Annotated in this window: 25 protein-coding genes and 1 pseudogene; 7 read left to right on the forward strand and 19 right to left on the reverse strand. The window is 64.2% G+C overall.

The window, feature by feature from the left end:
• Positions 1–4: 4 nt before the first annotated feature.
• The 4 genes from ACPFMJ_RS03035 to ACPFMJ_RS03050 form a co-directional block, all read right to left on the reverse strand.
• Positions 5–802, reverse strand: a complete 798-nt coding sequence (locus ACPFMJ_RS03035; RefSeq protein ID WP_424362399.1) for an MBL fold metallo-hydrolase — start codon at positions 800–802, stop codon at positions 5–7.
• A complete protein-coding gene (locus ACPFMJ_RS03040) occupies positions 799–1590 on the reverse strand; it encodes a TatD family hydrolase (protein WP_424363780.1) in 792 nt (263 codons plus the stop codon). Before ACPFMJ_RS03040 ends, ACPFMJ_RS03035 begins: the two co-directional genes overlap by 4 nt.
• Positions 1591–1598: 8 nt before the next feature.
• On the reverse strand, positions 1599–1916 hold the full coding sequence (locus ACPFMJ_RS03045) for a hypothetical protein (protein ID WP_424362400.1): 318 nt from the start codon (positions 1914–1916) through the stop codon (positions 1599–1601).
• Between the two features lie 180 nt (positions 1917–2096).
• Positions 2097–2909, reverse strand: coding sequence for a class I SAM-dependent methyltransferase (locus ACPFMJ_RS03050; RefSeq protein ID WP_424362401.1), 813 nt, complete (start codon positions 2907–2909; stop codon positions 2097–2099).
• A gap of 120 nt (positions 2910–3029) precedes the next feature.
• Between ACPFMJ_RS03050 and ACPFMJ_RS03055 the strand changes: the two genes are divergently transcribed.
• The gene (locus tag ACPFMJ_RS03055; RefSeq protein ID WP_424362402.1) at positions 3030–3401 is read left to right on the forward strand and encodes a VOC family protein; all 372 of its coding nucleotides are present in this window, start codon (positions 3030–3032) and stop codon (positions 3399–3401) included.
• A gap of 182 nt (positions 3402–3583) precedes the next feature.
• Here ACPFMJ_RS03055 and metG read toward each other — a convergent pair whose 3' ends face one another.
• A complete protein-coding gene (gene metG / locus ACPFMJ_RS03060) occupies positions 3584–5167 on the reverse strand; it encodes a methionine--tRNA ligase (protein WP_424363781.1) in 1584 nt (527 codons plus the stop codon).
• A 242-nt stretch (positions 5168–5409) separates the two neighbouring features.
• On the opposite strand from metG, the gene ACPFMJ_RS03065 reads away from it, so the two are divergent.
• A complete protein-coding gene (locus ACPFMJ_RS03065) occupies positions 5410–5649 on the forward strand; it encodes a hypothetical protein (protein ID WP_424362403.1) in 240 nt (79 codons plus the stop codon).
• 3 nt (positions 5650–5652) lie between these two features.
• Here the strand turns inward: ACPFMJ_RS03065 and ACPFMJ_RS03070 are convergent, their stop codons facing one another.
• Together ACPFMJ_RS03070 and ACPFMJ_RS03075 are read right to left on the reverse strand one after the other, a co-directional pair.
• On the reverse strand, positions 5653–6420 hold the full coding sequence (locus ACPFMJ_RS03070; RefSeq protein WP_424362404.1) for an acetoacetate decarboxylase family protein: 768 nt from the start codon (positions 6418–6420) through the stop codon (positions 5653–5655).
• 30 nt (positions 6421–6450) lie between these two features.
• Positions 6451–7650 (reverse strand): MFS transporter, encoded by a 1200-nt coding sequence (locus tag ACPFMJ_RS03075; protein ID WP_424362405.1) that lies wholly within the window; start codon positions 7648–7650, stop codon positions 6451–6453.
• 137 nt (positions 7651–7787) lie between these two features.
• On the opposite strand from ACPFMJ_RS03075, the gene hemC reads away from it, so the two are divergent.
• From hemC to ACPFMJ_RS03090, 3 genes are all read left to right on the forward strand, one after another.
• Positions 7788–8714, forward strand: coding sequence for a hydroxymethylbilane synthase (gene hemC, locus ACPFMJ_RS03080; protein ID WP_424362406.1), 927 nt, complete (start codon positions 7788–7790; stop codon positions 8712–8714).
• 62 nt (positions 8715–8776) lie between these two features.
• A complete protein-coding gene (locus ACPFMJ_RS03085; RefSeq protein WP_424362407.1) occupies positions 8777–9418 on the forward strand; it encodes a uroporphyrinogen-III synthase in 642 nt (213 codons plus the stop codon).
• 69 nt (positions 9419–9487) lie between these two features.
• Positions 9488–10609: a helix-turn-helix transcriptional regulator gene (locus tag ACPFMJ_RS03090; protein WP_424362408.1), complete on the forward strand. Its 1122-nt coding sequence runs from the start codon at positions 9488–9490 to the stop codon at positions 10607–10609.
• 218 nt (positions 10610–10827) lie between these two features.
• Here the strand turns inward: ACPFMJ_RS03090 and ACPFMJ_RS03095 are convergent, their stop codons facing one another.
• The 5 genes from ACPFMJ_RS03095 to ACPFMJ_RS03115 all read right to left on the reverse strand — a co-directional run bounded on the left by ACPFMJ_RS03095 (position 10828) and on the right by ACPFMJ_RS03115 (position 18748).
• Complete coding sequence (locus tag ACPFMJ_RS03095; RefSeq protein ID WP_424362409.1) at positions 10828–12372, reverse strand: serine hydrolase; 1545 nt, start codon at positions 12370–12372, stop codon at positions 10828–10830.
• Positions 12373–12415: 43 nt separating this feature from the next.
• Positions 12416–13825 (reverse strand): siroheme synthase CysG, encoded by a 1410-nt coding sequence (gene cysG, locus ACPFMJ_RS03100; RefSeq protein ID WP_424362410.1) that lies wholly within the window; start codon positions 13823–13825, stop codon positions 12416–12418.
• 669 nt (positions 13826–14494) lie between these two features.
• Entirely contained in the window at positions 14495–15457 is a 963-nt protein-coding gene (locus ACPFMJ_RS03105; RefSeq protein WP_424362411.1) for a hypothetical protein, read from the reverse strand.
• A gap of 175 nt (positions 15458–15632) precedes the next feature.
• Positions 15633–18071 carry a TonB-dependent receptor gene (locus ACPFMJ_RS03110; protein WP_424362412.1) on the reverse strand — a complete coding sequence of 813 codons (2439 nt, stop codon included), beginning with the start codon at positions 18069–18071 and terminating at the stop codon, positions 15633–15635.
• A 278-nt stretch (positions 18072–18349) separates the two neighbouring features.
• The gene (locus ACPFMJ_RS03115) at positions 18350–18748 is read right to left on the reverse strand and encodes a cytochrome c-554 (protein ID WP_424362413.1); all 399 of its coding nucleotides are present in this window, start codon (positions 18746–18748) and stop codon (positions 18350–18352) included.
• A gap of 376 nt (positions 18749–19124) precedes the next feature.
• Here ACPFMJ_RS03115 and ACPFMJ_RS03120 point away from each other — a divergent pair, with 376 nt between their 5' ends.
• Positions 19125–20681: a SulP family inorganic anion transporter gene (locus tag ACPFMJ_RS03120; RefSeq protein WP_424362414.1), complete on the forward strand. Its 1557-nt coding sequence runs from the start codon at positions 19125–19127 to the stop codon at positions 20679–20681.
• 44 nt (positions 20682–20725) lie between these two features.
• On the opposite strand, the gene ACPFMJ_RS03125 is transcribed toward ACPFMJ_RS03120, so the two are convergent.
• From ACPFMJ_RS03125 to mog, 4 genes and pseudogenes are all read right to left on the reverse strand, one after another.
• The gene (locus tag ACPFMJ_RS03125; protein ID WP_424362415.1) at positions 20726–21349 is read right to left on the reverse strand and encodes an alpha-ketoglutarate-dependent dioxygenase AlkB family protein; all 624 of its coding nucleotides are present in this window, start codon (positions 21347–21349) and stop codon (positions 20726–20728) included.
• A gap of 60 nt (positions 21350–21409) precedes the next feature.
• Complete coding sequence (locus ACPFMJ_RS03130) at positions 21410–22030, reverse strand: 2,3-bisphosphoglycerate-dependent phosphoglycerate mutase (protein WP_424362416.1); 621 nt, start codon at positions 22028–22030, stop codon at positions 21410–21412.
• Positions 22031–22052: 22 nt separating this feature from the next.
• Positions 22053–22872 (reverse strand): annotated as a pseudogene (dapB, locus tag ACPFMJ_RS03135) (4-hydroxy-tetrahydrodipicolinate reductase).
• Positions 22873–23018: 146 nt separating this feature from the next.
• On the reverse strand, positions 23019–23561 hold the full coding sequence (gene mog / locus ACPFMJ_RS03140) for a molybdopterin adenylyltransferase (protein ID WP_424362417.1): 543 nt from the start codon (positions 23559–23561) through the stop codon (positions 23019–23021).
• A gap of 346 nt (positions 23562–23907) precedes the next feature.
• Between mog and ACPFMJ_RS03145 the strand changes: the two genes are divergently transcribed.
• Positions 23908–24393, forward strand: a complete 486-nt coding sequence (locus tag ACPFMJ_RS03145) for a septal ring lytic transglycosylase RlpA family protein (protein ID WP_424362418.1) — start codon at positions 23908–23910, stop codon at positions 24391–24393.
• Here ACPFMJ_RS03145 and ACPFMJ_RS03150 read toward each other — a convergent pair.
• The 3 genes from ACPFMJ_RS03150 to ACPFMJ_RS03160 all read right to left on the reverse strand — a co-directional run bounded on the left by ACPFMJ_RS03150 (position 24328) and on the right by ACPFMJ_RS03160 (position 26582).
• Positions 24328–24828, reverse strand: coding sequence for a hypothetical protein (locus ACPFMJ_RS03150; RefSeq protein WP_424362419.1), 501 nt, complete (start codon positions 24826–24828; stop codon positions 24328–24330). The genes ACPFMJ_RS03145 and ACPFMJ_RS03150 overlap by 66 nt on opposite strands.
• Positions 24829–24977: 149 nt before the next feature.
• Entirely contained in the window at positions 24978–25190 is a 213-nt protein-coding gene (locus ACPFMJ_RS03155) for a hypothetical protein (protein WP_424362420.1), read from the reverse strand.
• 240 nt (positions 25191–25430) lie between these two features.
• Positions 25431–26582 (reverse strand): phosphomethylpyrimidine synthase ThiC, encoded by a 1152-nt coding sequence (locus ACPFMJ_RS03160; RefSeq protein WP_424362421.1) that lies wholly within the window; start codon positions 26580–26582, stop codon positions 25431–25433.
• Positions 26583–26626 lie beyond the last annotated feature (44 nt).

The following is a 26626-nucleotide window of genomic DNA, read 5'->3' on the forward strand; positions in this document are numbered from 1 at the left end:
GGGTTCAGATCTCGATCCGCAGCCCGTCATAGGCCGGCTCGACATTGGCCGGCAGCACGGCCGCGAGCGCGTCGTAATCCAGATCGACATGGAGGTCGGTCAGCACGGCGCGCTTGGGTCGATAGAGATCGATGAAGGCCAGCGCCTGTTCGACGGAGAGATGCGTGCCGTGCCGCTGCCAGCGCAGCGCGTCGATGATCCAGAGGTCGAGGCCCTCGAGGAAGCGCGAACTCTCCGGCGGGATGGCGTTTAGGTCCGGCGTATAGGCGAGATTGCCGATCCGAAAGCCCAGCGCGTCCATGTCGCCATGGTCCAGCCGGAACGGCGTGGCGTCCATCGGTCCGCCGGGGCCCTCGATCGTCACGGGCCGGCCCGGATGCAGCCGGTGCTCGGTCATCAGCGGCGGATAGAAGCTGTCCGGCGGCGTGACGAAGATGTAGCCGAATTTGTGCGTCACCTCGCGCGCGGTCGGCTCGTCCATATAGGCCGGAATTCGGCGGCCGTTCTGGATCACGAGCCCGCGCACGTCGTCTATGCCATGGGTATGGTCGGCGTGCGGATGCGTGTAGAGCACGGCGTCGAGCCGCTTCACATCGGCGGCGATGAGCTGCTCGCGAAGATCCGGGCCGGTGTCGACCAGCACCTGCGTCGCCGCGGCCTCGTGGTCGCCCTGAGCGACGAGGATCGAGCAGCGGCGGCGGCGATTCCTGGGGTTATCCGGATTGCATTTCCCCCAGCCCTGCCCGACGCGCGGCACGCCGCCCGACGAGGCGCAGCCCAGTATCGTGACGGTCAGCGTCACGCGGCCTGCTCCAGAGGCGGCATTTTCGAGAAGAGCCGCAGCGCGTTTTCGGTCGTGACGCGGGCGAGCTCCGCCTCGGAGATGCCCTTGATCTCGGCGAGAAGGCGCGCCGTGTCCACGACGAAAGCCGGTTCGTTGCGCTTGCCACGGTGCGGCACGGGCGCGAGGAACGGCGCGTCGGTCTCGACCAGCATCCGCTCCAGCGGCACGGCCTTGGCCGTCTCGCGCAAATCGGCCGAGTTCTTGAAGGTCACGACCCCCGAAAAGGAGATGTAGAGGCCAAGATCGACCGCAGTCTCGGCGAGCTGGCGGCTCGAGGTGAAGCAATGGAGCAGGGCCGGGAAGGCCCCCTTCCCCATTTCTTCCTTCAAAATCGCAGCGCAATCCTCGTCGGCGTCGCGCGTATGGATCACGAGTGGCAGGCCCGTCTGGCGCGCAGCTTCGATATGCGTGCGGAAGACGCGCTGCGAGACTTCGCGCGGCGCGCGGTCGTAATGATAGTCGAGCCCCGCCTCGCCAAGCCCCACGCATTTCGGGTGCTGCGAGAGCGCCACCAGTTCCTCGACAGTCGGCTCGGCTTCCTCATGCGAATGATGGGGATGGGTGCCGACCGTGCAGAAAACGTCGGGATAGGCTTCCGCAACGGCCTTCACGCGGTCGAAGCGCGAGAGATGGGTGGAGATGGTGATCATCCGCCCGACGCCGCGGGCCCTGGCGCGTGCGATAATATCGGCCTGCTCCGGCGCGAAATCTGGGAAGTCGAGATGGCAGTGGGTGTCGATGAGCATGGTCGTCGTCATTTTCCCGAAGAGGCGCGCCAGTCGCCGCGCGCGCATATAAAGCTGTTGGATGACCAGCCGCCCGCCCCACTCCCGCCGTTCATCCTGCCGTTCACCGTGGCGGTGACGCCGAAAAGCTTCAGGATGAAGGAGACGGCGCCGTCCGGGCCGATCTGACCGGAGGCGGCGGCCGGGAGGCCCGTGAGCTTCATCACGCGACCGCCCTGCACCACCGCCCAGAGCCGCTTGCTCTTGACCGGACAGAAGAAGCTCGAGGTCGTCGCGTCGATGGTCCAGACGCCGTCATAATTGAACGTGGTCGCGGATTTCGCCAAGGCTACGGCAGGCGCAAGACTCGCATGGGCGGCGGCCAAGAGCGCTACTGCCCGACTTTTGCGAAGAGTTGATGCGCTTTGCATTGGTCCCTGAAACGGATGTATCGCCGTCTTGGCCGGGTTAAATAGCGCTCTTCGGCGCCCCCCGTCACCTCTAATCAAGCGCGTTGACCCGGCCGCTCACATTCTGACCGCCTCGAACAAAATCGCCTGCATCGGCAATTTGACAGGCGCCCCGAACTCCCCGGTCAGCTGCGCCGCCATCGCCTCGACGACGGTCTCGGGCGCGACGTCCCCCCGCGCGCGGATCTGGTCGATGAGCGGGCTGCCGAAGACGAGGCCTTTTGCAAAGGCGGTCGGGTCTGCGAGCTCGTGTACGCGCGGCAGCACCGAAACGACGATATGGGAGAAGCCCGCCGCGATGAGCGACTCCTTGATGGGGTCGATGTCCGGGCAGGAGAAGGGCGTCTTGAGAAACTTCGGCGGATCGTCGGGGAAGAAGCGCTCCACCACGTCTAGGCCGATGCGCGCGAAGGGGTTGTAGCGCGCCGCGTCCCAGACGCTGAAGAGATAGCGGCCATGGGGCTTGAGCACCCGCCGCGCCTCGCGCAGCGCCGTATCCTTGTCCGGGAAGAACATCAGGCCGAACTGGCAGACGACGGCGTCGAAGGCCTGGTCGGCGAAGGGCAGGACGATCGCGTCGGCGACCTCGAAGCTCACCCCCTCGCCCGGTCGGAACTTCTCGCGCGCGACCTCGAGCATGGGCGCGTTGAGGTCCGTCGCCGTCAGCCGGGCGGCCGGCAGCAGAGCGTCGCGCAGCTTGCGCGTGACGATGCCGGTGCCGGCTGCGATCTCGAGCACCTCATGTGGGGCCCGTATCGCCGCGCGCCGGGCGATGTCGGCCGCGTAATCCTCGAAGATCACGGGGCCGAGGCCAGTGTCATAGTCTCGGGGAATGTCGCCGATGAAGCGGGCGGGGTCTGAAGCGCTCATGCCGGCAGTTTAGCGGCTCGCCGGGTTGGAGGCGAGTTGCGCCTTTCGAATTGACAAGCCCGTGCCCCCGCTCTGCGCGGCGCCCATCTCATTGAAAAAAGTAGATAGATGAGACCGCGAATGACGATCGTGCTCAACCACACAATCGTGGCGGCGAAAAACAGGCGGGACGCCGCGCGCTGGTTCGCCAACATATTTGGATTGCCCTTCGACGAGGCGGCCGCCACTCATTTCGCGCCGGTGAAGGTCAATGGCACGCTGACGCTGCTCTTCGACGACGAGAAGAACTTCCCGCCTAGCCATTACGCCTTCCATGTCAGCGAGGCGGAGTTCGACGCGATCTTTGAGCGGGTACAGGCGAGCGGCGTGAAGTTCGGCAGCGCGCCGGGCAATTTCGAGGACGGCAAGCTCAACCACTGGAACGGCGGCCGCGGCGTCTATTTCAGGAGCCCCGACGGCCATGTGCTGGAGTTGATGACGGTGGCGCAGTAGCTGCCCGTCAGATTGCTGACAAACCCCGAGAGAGGCCTCGTCCTTCGAGACGCGAGCTTTCGCTCGCTCCTCAGGATGAGGCCTAAGTGTTTGGACACAGAGGATAGAGCCCCTCATCCTGAGGAGCCTGCAAAGCAGGCGTCTCGAAGGACGAGGGGCGTCATCCGAACTTTGTCAGCGACCTATTTCTTCCGGTTGATTTCAGCTTCGACCTTGTCTCCGATGACCACCGTGTCTGGCGCTTCCTCCACATATCGCGGAAACACCGGCGCCGGCGGCGGCAGCGGCGCGCCTTCCTGCAGCGCGTTGGCCTCGCCGGCATGGGCGAAATCGCGCTCGTCCGGGCCGACGCCCAGCGAGTCGAGGAACTTGCCCGCCGCCTCGGGAATGAACGCCTGCAGCGGGATCACGAGACGGCGCAGCGTCTCGGCCGTCACATGGAGGATCGTCTCCATGCGGGCGGGGTCGGTCTTCTTCTTCGCCCAGGGCTCCTCGCCCGCGAAATAGCGGTTGGCTTCGGCGACGACGCGGAAAATTTCAGCCAGCGCGTGATGCGGCTGATAGGCGTCCATCGCCCCCCGCGCCTTCTCCAGCACGCTGGCGGCCTGCGCGAGAATGTCCTTGTCGGCTTCGGTCAGCTCGCCCTTCTTCGGCACCACGCCGCCGCAGTTCTTGGCGATCATCGAGAGCGATCGCTGCGCCAGATTGCCGAGGTCGTTGGCGAGGTCGGCGTTCATGCGCATCACGATCGCCTCGTGCGAATAATTGCCGTCCTGTCCGAAGGGCACTTCGCGCAGAAAGAAGTAGCGCATCTGGTCGACGCCGTAGCGGTCGATCAGCTCCTGCGGGCCGACGACATTGCCGAGGGATTTCGACATCTTCTCGCCCTTGGAGAACAGAAAGCCGTGTACGACGATCTGCTTCGGCAGCGGCGCCCCGGCCGACATGAGGAACGCCGGCCAGTAGATGGCGTGGAAGCGGGTGATGTCCTTGCCGATCACATGCGCGTCGGCGGGCCAGTAGCGCGCCTTCTCGCCGCCGGTGAGCCAGCCGGTCGCGGTGATGTAGTTCGTCAGCGCGTCGACCCAGACATACATGACGTGGTCGGCGTTGGTCTCGGGGCTCGGCGGGATCTTGATGCCCCAGTCGAAGGTGGTGCGCGAGATGGAGAGATCGTCGAGCCCGCGCTTCACGAAGGCGACGATCTCGTTCTTGTAGTGCTCGGGCGTGATGAAGTCGGGGCTCGCCTCGTAAAGCGCCAGCAGCTTCTCGGCATAAGCCGAGAGCCTGAAGAACCAGCTCTCCTCCTCGACCCACTCAACGGGCGTGCCCGTCGGCGCGTATTTCTTGCCCTCGCGCTCGGTCAGCTCGTCCTCGGCGTAATAGGCTTCGTCGCGGACGGAATACCAGCCGGCGTATTTCGACAGGTAGATGTCGCCATTGGCCTCCATGCGCCGCCAGATTTCGAGCACGGTCTCCTTGTGCCGCTCCTGCGTCGTGCGGACGATGTCGTCGGCCCGCGCGTTGAGCGCCTCGCCCATGCGTGCGAATTTCGCGGCGATGTCGTCCACGAATTGCTGGGGGGTCACCCCTTCCTTCTCCGCCGTGCGTTGCACCTTCTGGCCGTGCTCGTCCATTCCGGTGACGAACAGCACGTCATAGCCGTCGAGCCGCTTCCAGCGCGCGAAGGCGTCGGTCGCGATGCGCTCATAGGCGTGGCCGATATGGGGCGCGCCATTCGCGTAGGGAATGGCCGTGGAGATCATGTAGGTGGGGCGATCGCTCATGGCGCTGATCTAGCGTTCTTTCGCGGCGCGGGGAAGTCGCAGCCTTCGCCATTCCTTGTCTTCCGTCTCCCCTGAAAACGAGGAAATGGAGGCGCCGGCATTCATCTCCCCGAAACAGTTGCGGCGATAAAGGCTCCGGCCGAGCCGTCAGGGGCCGCGAATCGCGACTCCCCTTCCCGGCTCCAGCGCGCTATCTTTTCGCATCTGCGGGAGCATGAGTAATGAGCGTAACGAGAGCGCCCAGAGACATTGCGCGCAAGCTCGCGGAAAAAAGCCGCGCGCAGAGCGACGGCTGGCGCCGCGAGACCTTCACTCTGCCCCGCCTCGACGCGCGGGCGAAGGCGCGCGAATGGTTCGACCGCTATCCCAAGGCCGCCTATATGACCGAGATCGAGTTCTGGCGGGAGCTCGACGATGGACGTATCGAATTCATCATGCGGCGGCTCCCCAGCGCTGACTGATTCTCAGAGCGGAAAGCTCTGATCGGCCTCGTGCAGCAGACTGGCGACATTGCTCCCGAAAACCCGGGCGATGGGCTTCTTCCCGACGCCGATCCCCCGCAGCGCCTCGCCCAGTGGATGATCTCCAAACGAAACCGCGGCCCCGCCCGGGAAAGGCGAGACGCCGTAAAGGCCTTCCGTCTCCAGCCGATGCCGTAGCAGGCGGCCGTCTTTCACCGTGTAAAGTTGAAAATCGACTTTCTGGTCCTTTGCAGGAATTTGCTCGACGTCCAGTGACAGAAACTCCTTCCCTTCGAGCTCGACGCGGCAACGACGCGTATTGTCGAACTCCTCGAATGAAATACCGGCGAGGAATTTCGGATAGCCCCAGACCTTGACGCCCAGTTCGCGGGCGTCCTCTGTCGTCACCGGCATATTCAGCACGAAAAAGCCGAAGCTTTTGAAGAGGCGGGGAAAGAAGAACGGCAGAGCCGGTAGGTTGACGGGCGGTTTGTAAAGGACCGGCGTCATGACCGCGACCTCGTTATAGGGCGCGACCTCCGCAATGCGCCTATATTCGATTGCGGCGATGGAGAGGATCGCCGTCCCGGGCGCGATCATCACCGGCGCGAGCGCCTTGCTGGGCAGGAGGCGACAGACGGCCGAGGCGGGCGCGGGGAAATGCGCCAGAATGCCGGTCCAGTCCAGATATCTGACGGGAAGACCGACACGCCGCCCGCTGGACAGCTCGACGTGATTGGTCGCGGCGTGCTTCAGGATCGTTTCGTACATGACGCGTCTCGCTGCGAGGCGAGGCGCCTCTCAAGGACGAAAGCTAGTGCGCGCCTGCGTTAGAAGCACGAGCACGACCGCAAAGGCGATGACCCCCCAGCCATAGGCGAAGGTTCCCGTCGCGTCGCGCAGCGCGCCGAAGGCCGGCGGAACCAGCACGACGAAGATCTGATTGATCGCCATGGCGAGGCCAATCATGAAGCCGATGGCCCCGCGCGGCGCCGCCTCGGACACCAGCGCGATCCACGGTCCGTACCAGCCGAAGCCGAAAAAGCCGAGCCAGGCTGCAATCCCCGCCACAAGCCAGAGCGGCGCGCCCGGCGCGGCGATATAGGCGGCAAGGCCCAGCGCGATGGCGCCCATGCTCATGGCGAGCGGAAAGAACCGCCCGCGCCGGCTGCGGTCGCTCCAGGCGGCCAGCAGGATCCGCGCGAACGCGCCCGCAAATTGCGCCCCGAACAGGAGTTTTACGCCTGTCTCCGCGGGAATGCCGAAGCGGTCGCGCAGATCGAGGGGCAGATAGACCGTGATGGCGAATTGCACGCTGACGAGCGCCACCCCGGACCAGACGATGCGCGGCAGGCGCGGCGCGATTTCCTTGAAGCGCTCGCGCCACATGCCGGGCGTCCGCTTGCGCTCGGGCAAAGGCTCCGGTGGCGGCCGGTAGAAGAAGGCGAAAAGCAATCCGCTTGCGAGCGCCGCGAAAGCGCCGAGGTCAAAGGCCGCCTGCCATCCGTTCCGCGCCGCCGCGACGGGCAGGATCAAGGCCGCCAGCGCCGCGCCGAGCGGCAGCCCCGCCTGCCTTATGCCCATGGCGAAGCCGCGCGTATCGGGCGAAAACCACGCCGCCACGACCTTGCCGCCGCCCGGCTGCACCGTGCAATAGCCGACGCTCGCGACGACGAGCCAGGACAGCACGCCCCCATAGCTTTCCGCCCGCGCCGCTCCGACAAGCGAGGCCGCGACCATGGTCGCGCCAAGGCCGACGATCAGCCTTTCGCTGAAACGGTCGAGCAGCAACCCGGCGACGGGCAGACCGACAATCGGAACCGCCTGCGCCGCCGACATCGCGAAGCCGACCTGCGCTGCGTCGAGCCCGAACGCCGCCTGCAAGGCCGGCCCCAGCGCCCCGAGCCCCTGCACGAGAAAACACCCGCCCGTCTGCGCGAGCGTCGCGAGGGCGAGCACGACCCAGCGATAGGCGGATGGCGGGGCTGCGGGGGTCGACAAGGCTGTCTTTCGATTGGCTGTATGAGCGCTTATCGCATGGGGAAAGCCAAAGTCCCAGATTGGCGCGGGCGCGCGACCCGCTTGCCCTTCCCTCCCCGCCGCTTATAGTCCGCGAAACTCTTACGGCGGAAAGGTTCATGACGATCAAAAGCCTTCGCATCGGCACGCGCGGCTCGCCGCTGGCGCTTGCGCAGACCCATATGGTCCGGGCCCTGCTCGCCAAGGCGCATGGCGTCGCCGAAGATCACATCGCCATCGAGATCATCAAGACGACCGGCGACGTCATTCAGGACCGCCCGCTCTCGGAATCCGGCGGCAAGGGGCTTTTCACCAAGGAGCTCGACTCCGCGCTGATCGCGGGGTCCATCGACCTCGCGGTCCACAGCTCCAAGGACCTGCCGACGCATCTGCCGTCCGAAATCGTCATCGCCGGCTATCTGCCGCGCGAAGACGTGCGCGACGCCTGGATCGGCCGCGACGGCGCCACGATCGATCAGCTTCCGGCCGGGGCCGTCGTCGGCACGGCCTCGCTGCGGCGCGCCGCGCAAGTGAAACGCCGGCGGCCGGACCTGCGGACCGAGCTGCTGCGCGGCAATGTCGAGACGCGGCTGCGCAAGGTGGAGAGCGGCGAAGTGGACGCGACGCTGCTGGCGCTCGCGGGGCTGAAGCGGCTCGGCCTCGCCGACCGCGCGACGGCGCTGCTGCCGCTCGAAGATTTCCCGCCCGCCGTCGGCCAGGGAGCCATCGGCATCACGGCTCGCGCCGCCGATCCCGAGACGCAGGCCGCGCTCGCGCCGATTCTCGACGAGGCGACGGCGCTCGCGCTCGCGGCCGAGCGCGCCTTTCTCTCGGCGCTGGACGGCTCCTGCCGCACGCCCATCGCCGGCCATGCGACCGTCGCCGGCGGCGATATCGCTTTTTACGGCGAGGTGCTGAAGGCGGACGGCAGCGAAGTCTGGTCCACGCGCCGCAAGGGCCGCGCCATCGATGCGGCGATGATCGGGGCGGATGCGGGCAATGAGATTGTCCTGAAGCTCCCTCACGGCGTCGCGGGGCTGATGTGACGCGCGTTCTCGTGCTCCGCGCGCGGGAAGACGCCTTACGTACCTCGGAAAAGCTCCGCTTGATGGGTCTTACGTCGGTCGTATCTCCCGTTCTGGAGATTGCGGCCACGGGCGCAGCCATACCGTCGGGCGTCTACGACGCGGTTCTGGTTTCGAGCGCCAAAGGCGTCGAATGCGCCGGGGCCGATGCGGGGCGTTACAAATCCCTGCCGATGCATGTCGTCGGCGCGAAGACGGCCCGCGCCGCGGAGGTTCAGGGCTGGCGGACTGACATCGTCGCGGGGAACGCCGAGGCGATCCTGCCCCTGCTCCTCGCCCGCTACCCGGAGCCGGCGCATTTTCTCTATCTCGCCGGACGAGACCGGCAGGCTGCGCTGGAAGCGGGCCTCGGCGGCGCGGGGCACAGCGTCACGGCGGTCAATGTCTACGAGGCGCAGGCCGCGCAAGCCCTTTCAGACGACGCAAGCGCGGCGCTGGGAGCTGGCGAGATCGATTTCGCGCTCCACTATTCCCGCCGTAGCGTCGAGCTCTTTCTGAATCTCGCTGAATCGGCGGGCCTCTCCGACGCGCTGCCTGGGATCGTCCATATTGCGCTGTCCTCGGATGTCGCGGCGCCGCTCGAGGCGCGCGGGCTCGACGTGGCGCGCGCCGAGAAGCCGGATGAAGATCACCTGCTGACGACATTGGCGCATTCAGTCAGCTGACCTTGCCAGCCGCTCCGGTTGCGCTATTTGCTTTAATTGGAAACAGAATCTAACCAAAACACTTTCGCAATGGAAAAGCGTTTCAGCCGCGCCGTGAGCCTGATCTATGACGCCGCCGCCGACCCTTCCCTTTGGCCGGACGCCCTCCAGGCGTTCGCCGACGTCTTCGACGACGTCGGCGCCGTGCTGATCTGGCGCAATGCGGCCGAGGGTTTCGGGACGATCGTCTCCCCCAGCCTGCAGCACGGACAGGCGGAGTTCGAGCGCTATTGGTGGAAGCACGACATCCGAACCTTACGCGGCGCGGAAAAGCTCTACGCCGCGGAGCAGGACGTTCTCTGCGATTATGACGTCGTCACGCAGGAAGAAATCGACACCCACCCGATTTACACCGAGTTTCTCCCAAGTCTCGGCATTGGCTGGTTCGGGGCGGCGAGCGTCGCGCCCGAGGCCAATGTCAGCCTCATGGTGAGCGTGCAGCGTTCGCGGTCGAAGCCCCCTTTCACCCGCCAGGAGCTCGCGATCGTCCACGAACTCGCGCGGCATGTCGAGAAGGCGTTTCGCCTCTCTTTGCGCCTCTTCGAAGCCGAGGCGCTGAACCTCGGCCTGAGCGAGGCGCTGCGACAGGCCGATTTCGGGGTGATTGCCGTCGACGCCGCAGGACGCGTGGTTTTCGCCAATGACAAGGCGAGAAGCGCGCTCGGATGCGAGCAGGAAGAGCCTCTGCGCCTTTCTTCGGAAAGGGCCCGCGCCGCACTCCAGCTTGCGATCGAAAGTTATGGCGCGGGCGCGCCGGGCGCCTCGCTCAAACCCCTGCTCATCGAGCAGGCGCCGTCACGGCCGCCGCTCATCGCTTACTGCTTCCCGGCAAGCCGCGCCAGCGCCGTGGATATGATGCTGACGCGCGCGCGGGCCATGATCCTTCTTGCTGATGCCGGGACGGACGAGCCCCCGGATCCGGCGTTCCTGCGGGACACGCTCGGCTTGACGCTGGGAGAGGCGCGCGTGGCGGCGCTCATCGGCCGCGGCATGGCGCCGAAAGCGGCTGCGGAACGCCTCGGCATCGCCGAGAGCACGGCGCGCACGGTTCTCAAGCGCGTCTTCATCAAGATCGGCGTGTCGCGCCAGAGCGAGTTGACGGCTTTTCTGAACCGGATTGCGACGTTCGCCGCGGGCAAGGGGAATATCTGACCCGCATACCCCATTTGGGGGATGACCCCATGTATATGTTTGCTAGCATTTTTTGCTGGAAATTTTCTGCCGGCGGCTTGGGGCGGGTTCGACCCGGGCCATGTGGGACGCTCCCGTCATTTGAGCGGGAGCGCGCGACGCCCATGTGGCGACGCGAATAAAGCTGCAGCTGAGCTCACGGAGGCCGCGCCGAGAAATCGACGCGGCCCTCTGTCTTTTCAGGCGGTGCGAATGAAAAGGCCCTGCCCCGTCTCGTTGAAATAGTCGATCCGCATCGAAGTCGACTTATTGCGTACGTCCATCGTAAACCTCACGGGAGACGGGCCGTATGCGTTCTCGCCTCTAGGCTGAAACGTAAAAATATCGCCGGAGAAATGACGCATGCCGTAAGGCGTATTTTTCGGCCCGATCAGAGCGTGTAGGGTATTTACGTTCTGCGTAATCGCGATAGCGCCATAGAGGTCGTTGCTATACGTCCCGACATAATCGGACAGGGCGCCGGCCGGGGCGGCGTCGGCAGGCGACGTTGAATAATCGGCGTCTCGCCCGTAGGTGGGCTCCGCCATCTTCGCGAAGGCGGCGCCAAAGAGCGCGAGCCAGTCGCGGTCGATTTTTCCAGATGTCGCCAGATCAAGGAAACTGCGGCACACGGCTTCGGGCGCGCCAACTGGAGAGGAATTGCTGAGAGCCACGATGCCGAGCCCGCGGGAAGGCAGAATGTTCACGCAGGTCGCGGCGCCGAGCGCAAAGGCGCCCGAATGGCCCAAATGTACTAACGGATGTTCGTTATAACCCATGTTCCAACCAAGCCCGTAGAAGGTCGGCGCCGCGTCTGTCGGGTCGGCCGGCTCGGTGGCGATCTGCGGCCGATGCGTCTCGTCCAGCGCAAAATCCTTGACGACCTCCCGCCCCTCGAAACGTCCACGCGCAAGTTGGAGCCGGAGCCAGGCCGCCATGTCGCGCGCAGATGAGCTGGCGCCGCCCGCCGGCGATAGCGCGTCGGGGTCGCGCTGCTCCCCGACGACCCAGGCGCCGTTGCGCCGCACATGCCCGAAGGCCCGGTTTCCGCGCGCCGCGAGATCGGCGTAGCGCGAACTTGTGCTCGTCATGCCAAGCGGCCTGTAGAGGCGCTCGGCCGAGAGATCCTCCCAGGACCTGCCGGCTGCCTTTGCGGTGGCGATCGCCGCAGCCGTGAAACCGAAGTTCGTGTAGGCGTACGCGGCGCGGAAATCGCCCTTCGGCTTGACGTAGCGCAGACGGTGCAGAACTTCGTCGCGTCCGTAGCCGATGTCTTCCAGGAGATCCCCGCCATGGTCGGGCAACCCGCTACGATGGCAGAACATGTCGCGCAGTGTGATATCCCGCGTGATCCAGGGATCGCTCATTGCAAAATCAGGAAGGTGGCGGACGATCTTGTCGTCCCAGGAGACGACCTTGTCGCCGACGAGCCCAGCGACCACCGTCGTCGCCAGCGGCTTGGAGAGAGACGCGAGCGCAAAGACCGTGTCGGCGTCGACGGGCTCCGGGCGCCCCGCCCTGCGGACACCGAAGCCCTTGAGGTACACGATGCGGTCGCGTGACACGACAGCGACGGACATGCCCGGAACGCCGGTCTTTTTCATCGTCTCTGCGACGATCCGGTCGAGATCGGGCAGATGCTTTTCGATGGGGTCGGACGCGGCCCTGGAACGCGCCTGAGCAAGGCCCGGCGCAGCAAGCGCCAGAGCGGAAGAAACTATCGCCGAACGTCTGGTAATCGCCATGTCTCGCCTCGCCTAAAGCCAAGGCGCAAACACTAGGCCCGATTCAGTTCTCGACCAAAGCCCAGCCGATCAGCACCATCACCGGCCCGACAATCGTCTCGGCCGCCACCTTCTCCGGCAGATTTGCAATCGTGCCCTTGATCACGCGCTCTTCGAGCGTCGAAGCGCGCTCGATGAGGAAGGCCGGCGTATCATGCGCCATTCCTTCTTCGAGCAGGCGGCGCGACAGAGCCGGCAAATTACGGTTGCCCATATAGACCGCCGTCGTCGCGCGGCGGTCGGCGAGCGCGCCCCAGTCGAAATCCTCGGGGAACTCGCCTTCCTTCGTATGTGCGGTGATGAACTGCACGCGCCGCGCCGTCTCGCGGCTCGTCAGCGAGGCGCCGAGCGCGGCCGCGCCGGCGCAGGCGGCGGTAACGCCCGGCACGATCTCGATGTCGAAGCCGGCTTCGCGCAGCGCCGCAATCTCCTCATTGGCTCGGCCGAAGATCAGCGGATCGCCGCCCTTGAGGCGCACGACGTTCTTGCCGGCGCGGGCAAGATCGACGAGCAGCGCCGTGATTTCCTCCTGCCGCACCGACGGCTTGTAGCCGCGCTTGCCGACATTTATGCGCGTCGCCTCGCGGCGGGCAAAGTCCAGAATGCTCGCGGGGACGAGATCGTCGAAGAGCACCACGTCGGCGCCCGCCAGCGCGCGCATGCCCTTTAAAGTCAGCAATTCCGGATCGCCCGGCCCGGCGCCGACGAGCGTCACCCGCCCGCGCGACGCGGCGTCGCCGGCTTCGCGCGCCTCGGTCAGAAGCGCGTCGCGATCTTTCTCGCTCGGCTGGCGCTCGATGTCGCGAAAGGCGAGCCGGGTGAAGCGACGCCAGAAATCGCGCCGCGCCACGAAATCGAGGCCCGAGGAAAGCACCTGCGGCCGCCACTCCTGCGCCGCCTTGGCCCAGGCCGCGAAAGGCGCTGGCACGAGCGACTCGATGCGCCCGCGCACGGCCTGCGCGAAGACCGGCGAGGCGCCGCCGGTGGAGACGCCGATGACGAGCGGCGAGCGGTTGACGATGGCGCCCATGATGAAGTCGCTCATCGCGGGGCGGTCGGCCAGATTGAGCGGCACATGCGCAGCGCCCGCCGCCTTGCGGGCCGCGTCGGCCTCGGCGTCGTCGAAGGTTGCGCCGAAGGCGAGAGCCGCGCCCTCGAAATCCGCGGCCGTCGCGGCGCGCTCATGCAGCGTCACATTCGCCCGCTCGGCGCCCATCTCGCGGAGCTTCTCGCAAGGATCGCGCGCGAAGACCTCGACCTGCGCGCCGGTCGCCGCCGCGAGATCGACCTTCCAGGCCGCGCCCTCCCCGCCGCCGACCACCACGACCCGCTTACCGGCGAGGGGAAAGAAGACCGGCAGCGTCTCGAGGGGCTGCATGATTTCGGAGGAGACTTCGTCTGGTTTGCGGGTCAAGGTCGCGCCTGTATGCTAATCGGGCTCACGCATAACCCATCCCGCCGCGCCCGACAAAGCGTTCCCTGCGGGTCTTTAGTTGCCCGCCATTATCTGCCAGTTGCTCGGCGCTGTCGCGATCAGTTTCGACAACGATATCGATGCGCCCCCGCACCAGTAAATGAGGCCACCGTCGAGCCGCTCGCGTCCTGCCACAATATGTCGCTTCGTCCGTCGTCGTCGAAGTCGCCGATCTTGGCCATGCTCCAAGGCGCGCCCACGACCGTGTTGCCGTTGTTCGCGTCTCTCCACAGAAATCGCTCGTGCCATCGCCGTTGAAGTTCTGGGGGGCGGCGCAGCTAGGGTTCGTGTAGGAAAGGACATAGAACCCATCCCCCCCCACGATCATAAAACCTCTCCGCCTGGCCGCGACGAGCCTGAAGCGTTGCGGAGCTGCGAAAAGGTTCGGCAAGCCGCTGACCATCCGGGTAAAGCGCTCGGCGCCGTCATTTGTGAAAAGCAGGCTCTCCAGCTGGCTTGTTTCCATGAAGAGGTCGGGTAGGCAATCGCCACCCCGTTCCAGGGGCCTTACGAAGAGCGGCGGGGCATCTCAGGCGCGACGCCCCGCCTACCTTTTGTAGGATCGCGCCGCTGCGAGGCGCGCAGGGCGCTATATTGGCGCCCCGTCACTCAAAATGCGCAAGACCCGCCACTAACTCCCTGGACTGTGCGGAAGTAGTTCTTGCCTATGAGTTTATCCAAGAAAAACTTGAACTCCGAAGTGAAGCCCCTGTTGGCCATGACAGACTGTCCAATCCCCGTGAGGGCGGACTGCATGTTGGAATACACCGTCGTCAGATTTTGCGGCCGAGAAAGATTTGCGTCATCGGTGTAATAGTTCGACGTGATGCACGGAATGGCGGTCGCGACCGCCTGCATGGCGGCTCCGGTGGCATAGTGGTCCGAATGGCCTCCAGGATTGATCGTTTCATTCGGATCGTGAGTGTTGATCACTACGGTCCCAATTCCCGTTGCTTCGGACTTAACGATCGCCTGCACCGTATTTACTAGATCGGTCCATGAAGTATAGGAGGTCGATCCGTCGATCGCATCCATTACGCTGATCTGACTCGCGCGCAGTTTCAGGAGCGACTGATTGCCGGTGGCCGGAGTGCCGTCCCCCATATAACCATCGGGCAAACGCAGGAAATAGGAAGCAAAGGGACCTGCAAAACTGGTAGCGGGGACGGAATAACGAATGACCGGATGCCCGTTCATCGTAACTGTCGATGAGGTGGCCTGCTGAGGCTGCAATCCCTTCATCGAAGCCAGGAACCAGACGGCGTTTACACTGCCCTGCTCCCGGCCCTTGTAATAGGGAATGCCATTGAACGGCGAAGGGCAAGAATCGCCGCACCCGCCGTCGCCAGCCGTGAAATAGATGAACACGGTTTTATTTGTGGCCTTAAGGGAATCATCCACAGCGCCCTTGGAAAAGAACAGATACCAGTCGTCTTCATGGCCGCTGACGTAAAATGAAACCGAAGTCGTCGCCGCCAGAGCCGCGCCAGACTTAGCGAGAAACGATATGGCGATAAGGGATCGCGCTATCGCGGCGGAACGAAACATCCCGACTTTGCGAAGGCTACGCATAACATTTCCTCCGAAACCAGACTGCAAAAATCCATATATAAAATCAGTTTATTTTACAAATATTTGGCGAATTAATTATTAATTCGGAGGCTATTTCCGGGGATTTCAGATTTACCAAAAGGCATCCGGTCCGAAGAGAGGGCGCGCGCGCCCTCTCTTCCCTGGTCACGCCTCCTCAGAACTTCGCATTCACCGTCACGAAGGCCGAGCGCGGCGCGCCGGGCATGATGTTGTTGTTATTGTGTGCCGACGCGTAATAGTACGAACCCAGAATATTCTCGACATTGACCTGACCCGAGATGTTCTCGCTGAACTTGACGTAAACCGCCCCGTCCCAGCGGGCGTAGCCGGGAATGACGACGGCGTTGTCGAGAGCGGCGTAAAACTTCGAATTGTAGATCACGCCCGTGCCGAAGCCGAGCACGCCAGGCGCGAGGCCGATGAGCGAGGAGACGTCGTACTTATTCCAGAAGGAGAAGGTGTTCTGCGGCACGGAGGGCACCACCTTGCCCTTCTCCGTGAAGAGCGCGCCGCCGCCGGCGAGCGCGGGCTGGCGATCGGAACTCGTCACATAAGCGTGCTGGTTCCCGTAGCCAAGCGAGACCTGCCACTCCTTCGTCACCTGCCCGACAAGGCCGAGTTCGCCGCCGACCGTGCGGGTGTTGGTCAGCACGTTGTAGAAGGCGTTGATGGAGACCGGCTGGTTCGATCGGTTCAGATTGTAGATCGCGCCGGTGAAGAGGAGCTGCGGCATGATCTCGGCCTTGAAGCCCGCCTCGACATTCTCGAAGCCCTGCGGCTGCAGGTTCGCCTGCGTGATCGTCAGCGTGGTGAACTGATCTCCGGCGGCCGGGAGGAAGCTGCGCGAATAGCTGCCGTAGAGCGAAAGCTGCTCGAAGGGCTTCACCACGACGCCGACGCGCGGCGACCATTTGCCGACATTGTTGACGAGCGTCTGCCCCCAATAATTGTCGAACGTCGGAGTCGGGTTGATGAGGTTGTTGACGAACTTCAGGCTGTAGCTGTCGAAGCGCACGCCCGCGATGATATCGACATATTTCGTGACGCTGATCTGGTCCTGCACATAGCCGGCCGCAACGTCGAGATCGGTGTGGCGGCGGAACTGGGAGTTGGTGAAGACGACCGGCAGGAAGACCGTCGGCAGCCCGTAAAACGTGTTGATATTGGCGCCGCCCGTGAAGGGGTTGAGCCAGCGGGCGTTGTTGCGGTTCGTGTCCGATTTCTGGTTGCCGAACTCCATGCCCGCCAGCAGCACATGCTTGATCTCAGGCGTCATCTGGAGCGTGTAGGTCAGATCGGTCTGATTGAAGATATTCTGGCGCGGCGTCTCGTTATTGTAGCCCGAGAGCTGGACGCATGGCGGCAGGGAGCCCGCGCAGTTCAGGCCCGGCGGAACGTTGGTTCCGAACGTCACCGCGTTGTTGGCGAAGGTGTTCTGATAGAACTTCGCGTAATGCGCAAAGACGGTCTGGTTCTTGATGTTGAGGCCGAAATCAGTGGTGTGGTCGACCATGGCGACGGCGCGATCGACGTCCGTCTTGGCGTAATTGACGTCCGGATTGCCGAAGAAAGTCGAGCGGCCCGTGGGCGCCGGATAGCCGGGGTAGAGATAGCCAACGCCCAGCGCCTGCGCGGCGAGCACCGCCGGCGAGGCGTTGTAATTCACCGACGGAACGCCGCGATCCATCGTGCGATAGTCGAAATAATGCTCGTAGCTGAGCGTGACGAATGTCTTCTCGAAGGGCTTCCAGGTGAAAGTCGGATTGATCCCCCAGCGCTTCATGTCGAAATAGTCGCGGTAGCTGTAGGACTGCTCGAAAAGCCCGTTGAGACGGAAGGCGAGCTTGTCGTTGATCGCCTGCCCCACGTCGAACGTCACGCGCTTGCGGCCGAAGCTGCCGGTCGAGACCTGCATCGCGCGCAGCGTCTCGCCATCCGCCTTCTTGGTGACGCGATTGACCACGCCGCCGCCGCCGCCGCGGCCGAAGATCAGCGCGCTCGGACCTTTCAGCACTTCGACCGCCTGAATGTTGTAGAGGTCGCGATAGTACTCGGCGTCGTCGCGCACGCCGTCCGTGTAGAAATCCGCCGAGGTCGGCTGACCGCGAATGGTGAGCTGGTCGCGCTGCCCCTCGCCCTGCGCCACCGTCACGCCCGGCACATATTGCAGCGCCTGATTGAGGGTGAGGCTGTTGCGGTCCTGAAGCTGTTGCTGCGTGAGGATCGTGATGGACTGCGGAATGTCGCGTATCGGCGTGTTGGTCTTGGTCGCCGTCGACGTGCCGCCGGCCACATAGCCCACGACATTGGTCGGCCCGCGCCAGACCTGCTCGCCCGCGGGGATGAAGGGCGCCGGGCCGGGGGCGGCGGGCCCCGTCGCCGGAGCGCCGGCCGTCACGATCGGCGAAGGGGCTGAGGGCCGCGCAGCGCGCGGAGCCGGGCCACGGGTCACGACGCGCCGGGCGCCGCCGACATTGATGGTCGGAAGCGATTGCTGGGCAAAGGCCGTATCTGCGACGGCCAGAGCGGCGGAAAGCGCGCAAAGGCTAACGAAACCGCGGTGAACGGGCATTGCGAGCGCAGAGGCAAACATCACAGGTGGCTCCTCAGAAACAAACCGCGCCTGGTCTCCGCCTGACTCAGGTCACTATCTATTCTTTGAGTATTGCGATGCTCAGACGCTGGTCAACGGCTCACGCATGAGGTTGGAAATCTTGTAAGTTTGTCGCTCTATGTGAAATAAACCCGCCAAACCCTTTGTTGGAAAGGCTTCAATTTTGACAATACTATTTTCTCTTGACTGTTGCATAAAAGAAACAAAAAGCGGCCCTGAATCAGGGCCGCTTCGTAATCGGATTCTGAAGTAGAGAATTACTTCTTCTTGCCGTCCGCGCTGAACTGGGCGAGGTAGGCCCACACATTGTCCTGGTCGCCTTCCGAAGCGAGGCCCTGGAAGATCATCTTGGTGCCCGGGACCTTGGCCTTCGGGTTCTTGATGAACTCCTTGAAGGAGGCCGCGTCCCAGGTGATGCCCGAGCTCTTCATCGCCTCGGAATAGTTGTAGCCCTCGACCGAGCCGGCCTTGCGGCCTTCGACGCCGTTCAGCTCCGGAGCGACGGCGTTCTTGGCGCCTTCGCCGACCTGATGGCAGGCTTTGCACTTGGCGAAGACCTTTTCGCCCGCGGCGGCGTCGCCAGCGGCGAAGGCCGTGCCGGCGGAAGCGGCGAAAGCGACGCTCGCGGCGAACGTCAGCAGGGAAATCGTCTTCATCCTTGTTCCTTTCCTCATCCTCGGCGTCGCTCTTGCGACCGCCCATTCTTGAAACGCGCCTGCCAAAGGGTTGGCGCCTCGCGGGCGCTCTTTAGACAGCTTCGAAACTACAAGAAGGGCCGCTCTGACACAATACCGCCACCCCGCAGTCTCAGTCGGGAAAGTATCCCCCTCGGTCTGAACGCAGCCTGAACCCCGGAGCGGAACGCGTTGCGAGAGCGACCTCTTTGGCGGATCGGCGCATCCATGCGCGATGTGGAGAAAACTGTTCCTTGCTGCGGGGCATGGTCCAGGACTTCGCCACTCTCGGCTGGTGAAACGGAATCCTCGCCATATTTGACCTCGCAAGCTTACCGCTGTTGGGGAGAACGCGCCCATGAATCCGTTGAACGCGCGCACTTTGCGCAACCTCGGATATGACGTCTTCGCCTCCGTAGTGGTCTTCCTGGTCGCGCTGCCGCTGTCCATGGGCATTGCGATCGCGTCCGGCGTGCCGATGGAAAAGGCTGCGGCGGCCGGTCTCGCGACGGCGATCATTGGCGGCCTTGTCGTCGGCCCTCTCTCAGGCAGTCCCTTGCAGGTCAGCGGCCCCGCCGCAGGTCTGACCGTGATGGTCGCGGCCTTCATCCAGCAATTCGGATTCGAAACTCTCGGCGTCATCGTCGCGATCGGCGGGGCAATCCAGGTTCTCGCCGGGCTCGCTCGTCTAGGCCCCGTGTTTCGAGCCGTGTCGCCCGCGCTCATTCAGGGCATGCTGGCGGGTATCGGCATCCTGATCTTCGCCTCGCAGTTCCACGTGATGGTTGACGATGCGCCTCCCGGAACGGGCAAGGAGTTCGGCGGCCTCATCAATCTCGCGCTGTTGCCGGGCGCGATTTGGAAAGGCGTGAACGAGCCGATGCACCGGCCGGCGGCGCTCATCGGATTGCTGACCATCGCGATCATCGCCTCATGGGCAGTACTGGCTCCAAAAGCTCTGCGACTCGTGCCCTCCGCGCTGCTCGGAGTCGTCGCAGCCACGGCGGCCGCAACAGCGCTTGGCCTCGATATCCGACGGGTTCCCGTGCCCGAGCAGCTGCTCGACGCGGCGCGTCCCCTGGGACTGGCCGATCTCGACGCCCTTAGGGACGTTGGCGTCTGGCTGGCGGGACTGTCGCTCGCCTTCATCGCCAGCGCCGAGTCGCTGCTCACGGCCACAGCCGCGGATTCGCTTCAGCGCCATGCCCAGCGCACGCATTATAGCCGCGAGCTCGCCGCGCAAGGTATCGGCAACATCCTATGCGGCTTCCTCAATATCCTGCCCCTGACGGGCGTGATCGTGCGCACCTCGGCCAATGTCATGGCGGGCGGGCGGACGCGGCTCTCGTCTTTTCTGCATGGCGCCTGGATGTTGCTTTTTGTGTTGCTGCTGCCGGAACTCCTCAGCATGATCCCCGTGGCCGCTCTCGCCGCCATTCTCGTTTATACCGGGGTGAAGCTGGTCAAGGTCGATTTCCTGAAGGATCTATGGCGGCAAGATCGCATGGAGGCGCTGGTGTACGGCGTCACCTTCGCAGGCGTCGTCGGTTTCGATCTTCTCACCGGCATAATGCTCGGAATCGCCGTATCGCTCGCGCGGCTCGTCTACACTTTCTCGCACCTCGCGATCCGCGTCGAGACAGACGGCCATTCGCGCGTCGCGCATGTCTATCTCGACGGTGCGGCGACCTTCATTCGCCTGCCGAGATTCGCCGCCGCACTTGAAAAAATACCGGCGGGCTATGACGCGCACGTCCATTTGGGCGAACTGACCTACATCGATCACGCCTGCCTGACCATGCTCATAGACTGGGGCGAGAATTACGAAGCCGCCGGAGGCCGGCTGCATCTCGATCGGGGAATCCTCCACCGCCTGTTCGATGGAAAAGCATGGCGCGCGGCCAACGTAGCGTGAGGATCAAAAACTCGGGCGGTCATCAGGCGGCGCCAGCTCTTCCGTCAGGTCACCCGCCTCAATGTCAGATTCACCCGCGCGCCCTGCCCCGCGAGCGGCGCCGGTAGGGGCGTAAGGATCGGCGGCAGGATGCGGTCGACGCCGTGGAAGCATAACCGCGCCGGGCCGCCGAAAACGAGCGCGTCGCCGGATGAGAGCGTGAAACCGACCGTCTTGTCCGAGCGCTTGGGGCCGCCGAAGCGAAAGCGACAATCGGCGCCCAGCGACAGGGAGAGAATCGGCGCTTCGAAATCCGCTTCGTCGCGGTCCTGATGCAGGCCCATCTTCGCGTCGTTTGAATAGACATTAACGAGGCAGGCTTCGGGCGGCTTGGGGTAGCGCGTCAGCTCGTCCCAGATATCCAGGAGCATTTTGGGGATCGGCGGCCAGAGCGCACCGGTTTCGGGATGGCGCGGCTCGTATCGATACCCCCGGTCCCTGTCGCTCATCCAGCCGAGCGGCCCGCAATTGGTCATGCGCACCGACATGGGCAGGCCGGATTTCGGCATACGAGAAACGAAAAGCGGCGCCTGTTCAATGACGGCGGCGATCTCCTGCGCAAGCCGCTCCTGCGCGGCCGCGTCAAGAAAGCCGGGGAAGTGAAAGGCGCCGGGGACGATCTCAGCCATGAGCGGATATGTCGTTGCGGCGTATCTCTCCGCAACGGGGCTCGGGGCGGCGCGCGCGCCTCAGTGCGACAGCACCTTCTTCGACGCCACGGTCGAATCCGCGTTGAGGTGATAGATGATCGGCTCGCCGGTCTGCAGTTCCAGCGTCGTCACGCTCTCGGGCGTGAGCTGATCCAGCACCATGCAGAGCGCGCGCAGGCTGTTGCCGTGCGCGGCGACGAGCACGCTCTGGCCGCGCAGGACGAGCGGCAGCATCTTCTGCACATAGAACGGAACGACGCGCGCGACCGTGTCCTTCAGGCTCTCGCCATTGGGCGGGGCGACGCTGTAGGAGCGCCGCCACAGATGCACCTGATCCTCGCCCCACTTCTCGCGCGCCTCATCCTTGTTGAGACCGGAGAGATCGCCGTAATGGCGCTCGTTGAGCGCGCGGTCGCGAAGCGCCGGCAGTCCCGCCTGCCCCAGCTCCTCGGTGATGAGGTCGTAAGTGTGCTGCGCGCGCAGCAGCGCCGAGGTGAAGCCGATATCGAAATGCAGTCCGCACTTCTTCAGTTCACGTCCTGCGCGGCGCGCTTCCTCAATGCCTTCCGGCGTGAGGTCCGGGTTCTTCCAGCCGGTGAAGAGGTTCTTGGCGTTCCATTCGCTCTGGCCGTGCCGGACGAGGACGAGTGTGCGGTGCATGGTCGTTCTTATCTCGCAGAACTCAGGGTTCGCCGGAAAGGCCCAGCACGTCGGCCATGGAATAAAGACCGGCGGCTCCTGTCGCGCGTCCAGATCGCGGCGGCGATGGCGCCGCGCGCGAAAACGCCGCGGTCCTCCGCGCGATGCGAAAACTCGATCCGCTCGCCCATGCCGGCGAAAATCACTGTGTGATCCCCGACGACGGTGCCCCCGCGCAGCGCCGCGAAGCCGATATCCCCGGCCTTGCGCGCGCCGGTGAGGCCGTCCCGGCCGCGCGCGCTGTGCTCGGCGAGCTCGATCCCCCTGCCATTCGCGACCGCCTCGCCCAGAAGCAGCGCCGTGCCCGAAGGCGCGTCGACCTTCATCTTGTGGTGCATCTCGATGATTTCGGCGTCCCATGCAGGACCCAGCGCCTTCGCGGCCTTTTCGACCAGAACCGCCAGCAGGTTGACGCCGAGGCTCATATTCCCTGAGCGCACGATCGCGGTCGCCCGGGCTGCGTCGGCGATGGCGGCGAGATCGTCCGGCGTGAGCCCGGTCGTGCCGATCACATGCGGCACCCGCGCCCGCGCGGCGGCGCGCGCCATGGCCACGGTCGCGGCCGGCGAGGAAAAATCGATGATGGCGTCCGCCTGGGCCAGCGCCGCCTCCACGTCGCTCGTCACCGGAACGCCGTTCGGACCCTGCCCGAAGGCGGCGCCGCTATCCACGCCGATCGACGAGGCGCCTTCGCCCTCGAGCGCGGCGACGAGCCGCACGCCCAGCGTGTCAGGAATGGTCTGCGTCAGCATACGACCCATACGGCCCGCCGCGCCTACCACGACCAGACGCAAATCGCTCATTCTTCAAGCCCTCGCCTACAGCACTACCCTTGACGCGCGAAGGGGCGACTCGGGCCTGCTGACGCGCTCTTCCCTATACAGACGGGAAGTCGTTAAGAGAAGCCTTCCCGTTGTCGCGGCAAATGCGCCCCTGCCCGAACGGGTAGCTACTTCTTCGGCCGAAACGCCTTCACTCGCGCGGGGTCGGTGTCGATATAGGCGGCGCCGATCAGGTCGAGGCAATAAGGCACCGCCGGCATGACGGCGTTCAGGCAAAGCTCGATCGCGGCGGGCTTGCCCGGCAGATTGATGACGAGACATTTGTCGCGGTGCGCGGCGACCTGCCGCGAGAGGATCGCCGTCGGCGTTTGCGACAGCGAAACCTGCCGCATCAGCTCCCCGAAGCCCGGCAATTCGCGCGGCGCGGCGGCGAGCGTCGCCTCGGGCGTGAGGTCGCGCGGGCTCGGCCCAGTGCCGCCGGTGGTGACGACGAGGTCGCAGCCGACATTGTCGGCAAGGTCGATCAGCGTATCGCGGACGCTCTCGAACCCATCGGGAATGATCCGCCGCTCGATGCGGAAAGGCGTCGTGAGAACGGCGGTCAGATAAGCCTCGATCGCGGGGCCGCTCTCGTCCTTGTAAACGCCGGCGCTGGCGCGGTCCGAGGCAGTGACGACGCCGATGACGGCGGGGCGGTTGGTGTCAGTCATGTCGATGTCTCCCGCCGCCTTTTGGCGCCTCACCGCCGTTTTGTCAGCCGGCGGGGCGGCCGACAAGCCTGCAACCGGCGTAAACTCCACAATTGATACGCGCGTTTAGGCGAACTGCGAGGTCGAATTGCGGCAATATTGTCACCACCATCGCCACTTGAACATGGTTAAATTGAGCTAAGCGCAAAGAGAAATTTGTGAGTATCCGTGTAACATTTTTTGCCTCATTTGGTCTTTAACAAGAGCGCCTCACTTCCACTACGTCGCATGACATTTCAATGAGCGGCATCATCCTTGATGCTTCTCTTTGGATGTACGACGTTCCTGATGAGGAGCCAAAGAACTGATGAAGCGTATCTCTGCTGTGCTTGTCGCAGTTGGTCTGACGACTGTTCCCGCCGCCGCGCAGGATTTCCTCTCGCAGCTCTTAAGCGGCGCGAACGCACAGCAACAAGTTCAATCCGAGCGCGGTGGCGCGCATCGTCGCGGCGCCAGCGCCGCAAGCTTCTCGATGCCGGAAAACGCCCGCTCTTTCGTGGCGAACGCCTCCTTTTATGGCGGCGGCCCGCGCCGCTTCGAGCCCAACACCCATACGGCGAGCGGCGAGCGCTTCAACCAGTGGGACCTGACGGCCGCGCATCGCACTCTGCCGATCGGCACGAGGCTCCTGGTGTCGCATGAGGGCCGGTCGGTCGTGGTGCGCATCAACGACCGCGGCCCGGCGGCCTGGACCGGCCGGAGCCTGGATCTCTCCCGCGGCGCCGCCTCACGCATCGGCCTGATCTCGCGCGGCACGGGCGCGGTTCACGTGCAGGTCCTGAACGGTAGCTGACATGAAAGCGCGCCCGGCCGGACGGCCGGGCGCGCTGGCGGACGGCAAGATCGACCGCCGAAACGGCGGCAAAGGCCAAGCAGCGGCAAGACTGGTCCGATCACTTTTTTGAAATTTGGCCCCGCCACTTTTGTTTTTACTGGCGCTTTTGTCATCCAACACGACATGTAATCTGACTTCCGTGCAATTCGCGCAATAGAAACCGGGAGGAAGAACGCCATGGTGCAGCACGGTCGCAGCTCTTTGCTCAAAGCATTGATGTTTATTTCCGGGGGCCTCGGGTTTTTTCTCGTGTTGATGCATCAAGCGTCGCAGCTTTTCAGGTAAATCCCTTCCTGTTCCCTCTTTTAGCCATGCCTCTAACGCCCGACCGTCAAAGGCCGGGCGGTTTTCCACTTTCCGCCAGAATATTGCTTCGGCGATCACAACTGGCATTTATTCTCTGTTTGGTCGAACCGGCGTGAAGCCGACGGCGCGATTACGCCGGACCGGCGCCGATTGGCTGAAGCCGTCCGCCTATGAGAAACGCCCGGCCCACGGGGCCGGGCGTCGTCTTCGTGCAGTTCGGAGCGTCTAGGCCAGGCTCAGACAAACATGCCGAAGATGCCGGAAAGGATGCCGAAAACGATCGCCGTCGCAGCGATGATCGGGATGTCGCTCGTTCCCCAATAGGCGAGGATCGCGCCGAGCCCGACGCCGGCCACGCCGCAGATCAGGACGTTGGGCGTGAGCGCGAAATTAATTTCACGCATGCCCGTGTATTTTTCCTTGGGCAGATTCGTCTCGTGATTGGCCATGACGTTCCCTCCGTCCTCTCGGGCCCCGTCACTCCGGGAAGCCGCGAGATCCTCTGAAACTCATGTGGAGCGTCACGCAATCACGGGCAGGGAGACAGCCAGTTTGTCGTCAAAATGAGGGCGTTCTTCGCCAAAGACGGCGCGAAGCTCAAACCGGACGGATGCCGGGATGGAAACGGCAACGCCCGCTTCTAACGTCTGCACGGGAGAAGCGGGCGCTCTGTCGTCGGCCTCGCAGCCTTATTTGGGGGCCGGCAGGGGCGTGATCGTGTCGCGGAGCAGCGTCCAGTAATAGCTCGGGGTATAGGGAACCATCTGCTCGGCGTAGTTCCACCAGAAGACGCCGCCCACGAACCGCGGCGAAGGCGGCGTGAGCACCTTCGAATATTTGGACTTCAGCATATTGGTCTGCACCGTCTGGGGCGCGCTGACCTTCGAGGTGCCGATTTCGCCCCAGCCGACCTTCGCATTGGGGAACATGCTCTCGAGCAGCGCGAAATCAGCCGGCCAGTTGGGCTTCAGATTGGGGCAGTCCTGATACGGGTAGAAGCTGAACATGGCGTAATCGACGCCATTCAAAACTGTCGCGGGCAGGAATTGCTTTGGCCAGGTGCGCCAGTTGTCGACCGGCAACATCCAGCAGTTCTCGCCAACCGGATCCTGATTGTAATAGAGGGTCACCATGGTCTTGCCGCCCACCGACTTCACGGTGTTGTAAGTCTGCAAGACCATCTGGCCGATCTGCTGTTCCTGAGACGTCGCCGTGGCCGCCGGACCGCTGGGATTGGCGCGCAGCCACTCGCCATTGATCTCGTTGGCGATCTCCCAGACATCGACCTGGTCGCGCAGGACCGATACGAGCTCCTTCGTGCGCGCGTCCAATTGCGCCGGCGTCATGGGATAGTAATAGGAATCCATGATCTCGCCGACGATATAGGCGTAGTTGTGCAGCTTGGTCACCGGCGCGAGATAGTCGCGCGTGATCTTCATCGAGCAGAATTTCGGGCCGCACATGGAGCAGAAGTGCGCGACCTTGTGGGCGTCCTTCGGCAGCGTCTCGTCGTGGAACTTGCGCGCCGTGTCGGGATCGAGTGAGAGGTTGAACTGATCCTGCCAGCGGAACTCGAAGCGGGCACGGGATAGCGCGTCGTCGCGCGCCGTGTCGGGGTCGAGGCCGATCTCGAACTGGTCCGTCCAGCGGAAGTCGAAGCGCGCGCGGCTCATGGCGTCGTCACGTTCGCGCGCGGCGGGATGGCCCTTGGCGAGATCGGCGGCGTGGGCGGCGATGCGGTAGGTGATGACGCCGACCTTCACGTCGTCGCGGTCGGGCAGGCCCCAATGCTCTTTCGGCGTGACGTAACAGAGCATCGCCGTGCCGAACCAGCCGATCATCGCCGCGCCGATGCCGGACGTGATGTGATCGTAGCCCGGCGCGA

The sequence above is a fragment of the Methylocystis parvus genome, assembly GCF_049675845.1.
GTDB classification, from domain to species: Bacteria; Pseudomonadota; Alphaproteobacteria; order Rhizobiales; family Beijerinckiaceae; genus Methylocystis; species Methylocystis parvus_A.

Excerpts from the sequence above, each read along its gene's own strand:
- ACPFMJ_RS03095 (WP_424362409.1), bottom strand. The coding sequence starts at position 12,372 with ATGGCGATTACCAGACGTTCGGCGATAGTTTCTTCCGCTCTGGCGCTT.
- ACPFMJ_RS03130 (WP_424362416.1), bottom strand. The coding sequence starts at position 22,030 with ATGCACCGCACACTCGTCCTCGTCCGGCACGGCCAGAGCGAATGGAAC.
- ACPFMJ_RS03040 (WP_424363780.1), bottom strand. The coding sequence starts at position 1,590 with ATGCTCATCGACACCCACTGCCATCTCGACTTCCCAGATTTCGCGCCG.
- ACPFMJ_RS03110 (WP_424362412.1), bottom strand. The coding sequence starts at position 18,071 with ATGTTTGCCTCTGCGCTCGCAATGCCCGTTCACCGCGGTTTCGTTAGC.
- ACPFMJ_RS03050 (WP_424362401.1), bottom strand. The coding sequence starts at position 2,909 with ATGAGCGCTTCAGACCCCGCCCGCTTCATCGGCGACATTCCCCGAGAC.
- ACPFMJ_RS03155 (WP_424362420.1), bottom strand. The coding sequence starts at position 25,190 with ATGGCCAATCACGAGACGAATCTGCCCAAGGAAAAATACACGGGCATG.
- ACPFMJ_RS03055 (WP_424362402.1), top strand. The coding sequence starts at position 3,030 with ATGACGATCGTGCTCAACCACACAATCGTGGCGGCGAAAAACAGGCGG.
- ACPFMJ_RS03145 (WP_424362418.1), top strand. The coding sequence starts at position 23,908 with ATGAAGCGTATCTCTGCTGTGCTTGTCGCAGTTGGTCTGACGACTGTT.
- ACPFMJ_RS03115 (WP_424362413.1), bottom strand. The coding sequence starts at position 18,748 with ATGAAGACGATTTCCCTGCTGACGTTCGCCGCGAGCGTCGCTTTCGCC.
- ACPFMJ_RS03065 (WP_424362403.1), top strand. The coding sequence starts at position 5,410 with ATGAGCGTAACGAGAGCGCCCAGAGACATTGCGCGCAAGCTCGCGGAA.
- ACPFMJ_RS03105 (WP_424362411.1), bottom strand. The coding sequence starts at position 15,457 with ATGCGTAGCCTTCGCAAAGTCGGGATGTTTCGTTCCGCCGCGATAGCG.
- ACPFMJ_RS03160 (WP_424362421.1), bottom strand. The coding sequence starts at position 26,582 with ATGATCGGCTGGTTCGGCACGGCGATGCTCTGTTACGTCACGCCGAAA.
- ACPFMJ_RS03120 (WP_424362414.1), top strand. The coding sequence starts at position 19,125 with ATGAATCCGTTGAACGCGCGCACTTTGCGCAACCTCGGATATGACGTC.
- ACPFMJ_RS03125 (WP_424362415.1), bottom strand. The coding sequence starts at position 21,349 with ATGGCTGAGATCGTCCCCGGCGCCTTTCACTTCCCCGGCTTTCTTGAC.
- hemC (WP_424362406.1), top strand. The coding sequence starts at position 7,788 with ATGACGATCAAAAGCCTTCGCATCGGCACGCGCGGCTCGCCGCTGGCG.
- ACPFMJ_RS03070 (WP_424362404.1), bottom strand. The coding sequence starts at position 6,420 with ATGTACGAAACGATCCTGAAGCACGCCGCGACCAATCACGTCGAGCTG.
- ACPFMJ_RS03090 (WP_424362408.1), top strand. The coding sequence starts at position 9,488 with ATGGAAAAGCGTTTCAGCCGCGCCGTGAGCCTGATCTATGACGCCGCC.
- mog (WP_424362417.1), bottom strand. The coding sequence starts at position 23,561 with ATGACTGACACCAACCGCCCCGCCGTCATCGGCGTCGTCACTGCCTCG.
- metG (WP_424363781.1), bottom strand. The coding sequence starts at position 5,167 with ATGATCTCCACGGCCATTCCCTACGCGAATGGCGCGCCCCATATCGGC.
- ACPFMJ_RS03085 (WP_424362407.1), top strand. The coding sequence starts at position 8,777 with ATGGGTCTTACGTCGGTCGTATCTCCCGTTCTGGAGATTGCGGCCACG.
- ACPFMJ_RS03150 (WP_424362419.1), bottom strand. The coding sequence starts at position 24,828 with ATGCCAGTTGTGATCGCCGAAGCAATATTCTGGCGGAAAGTGGAAAAC.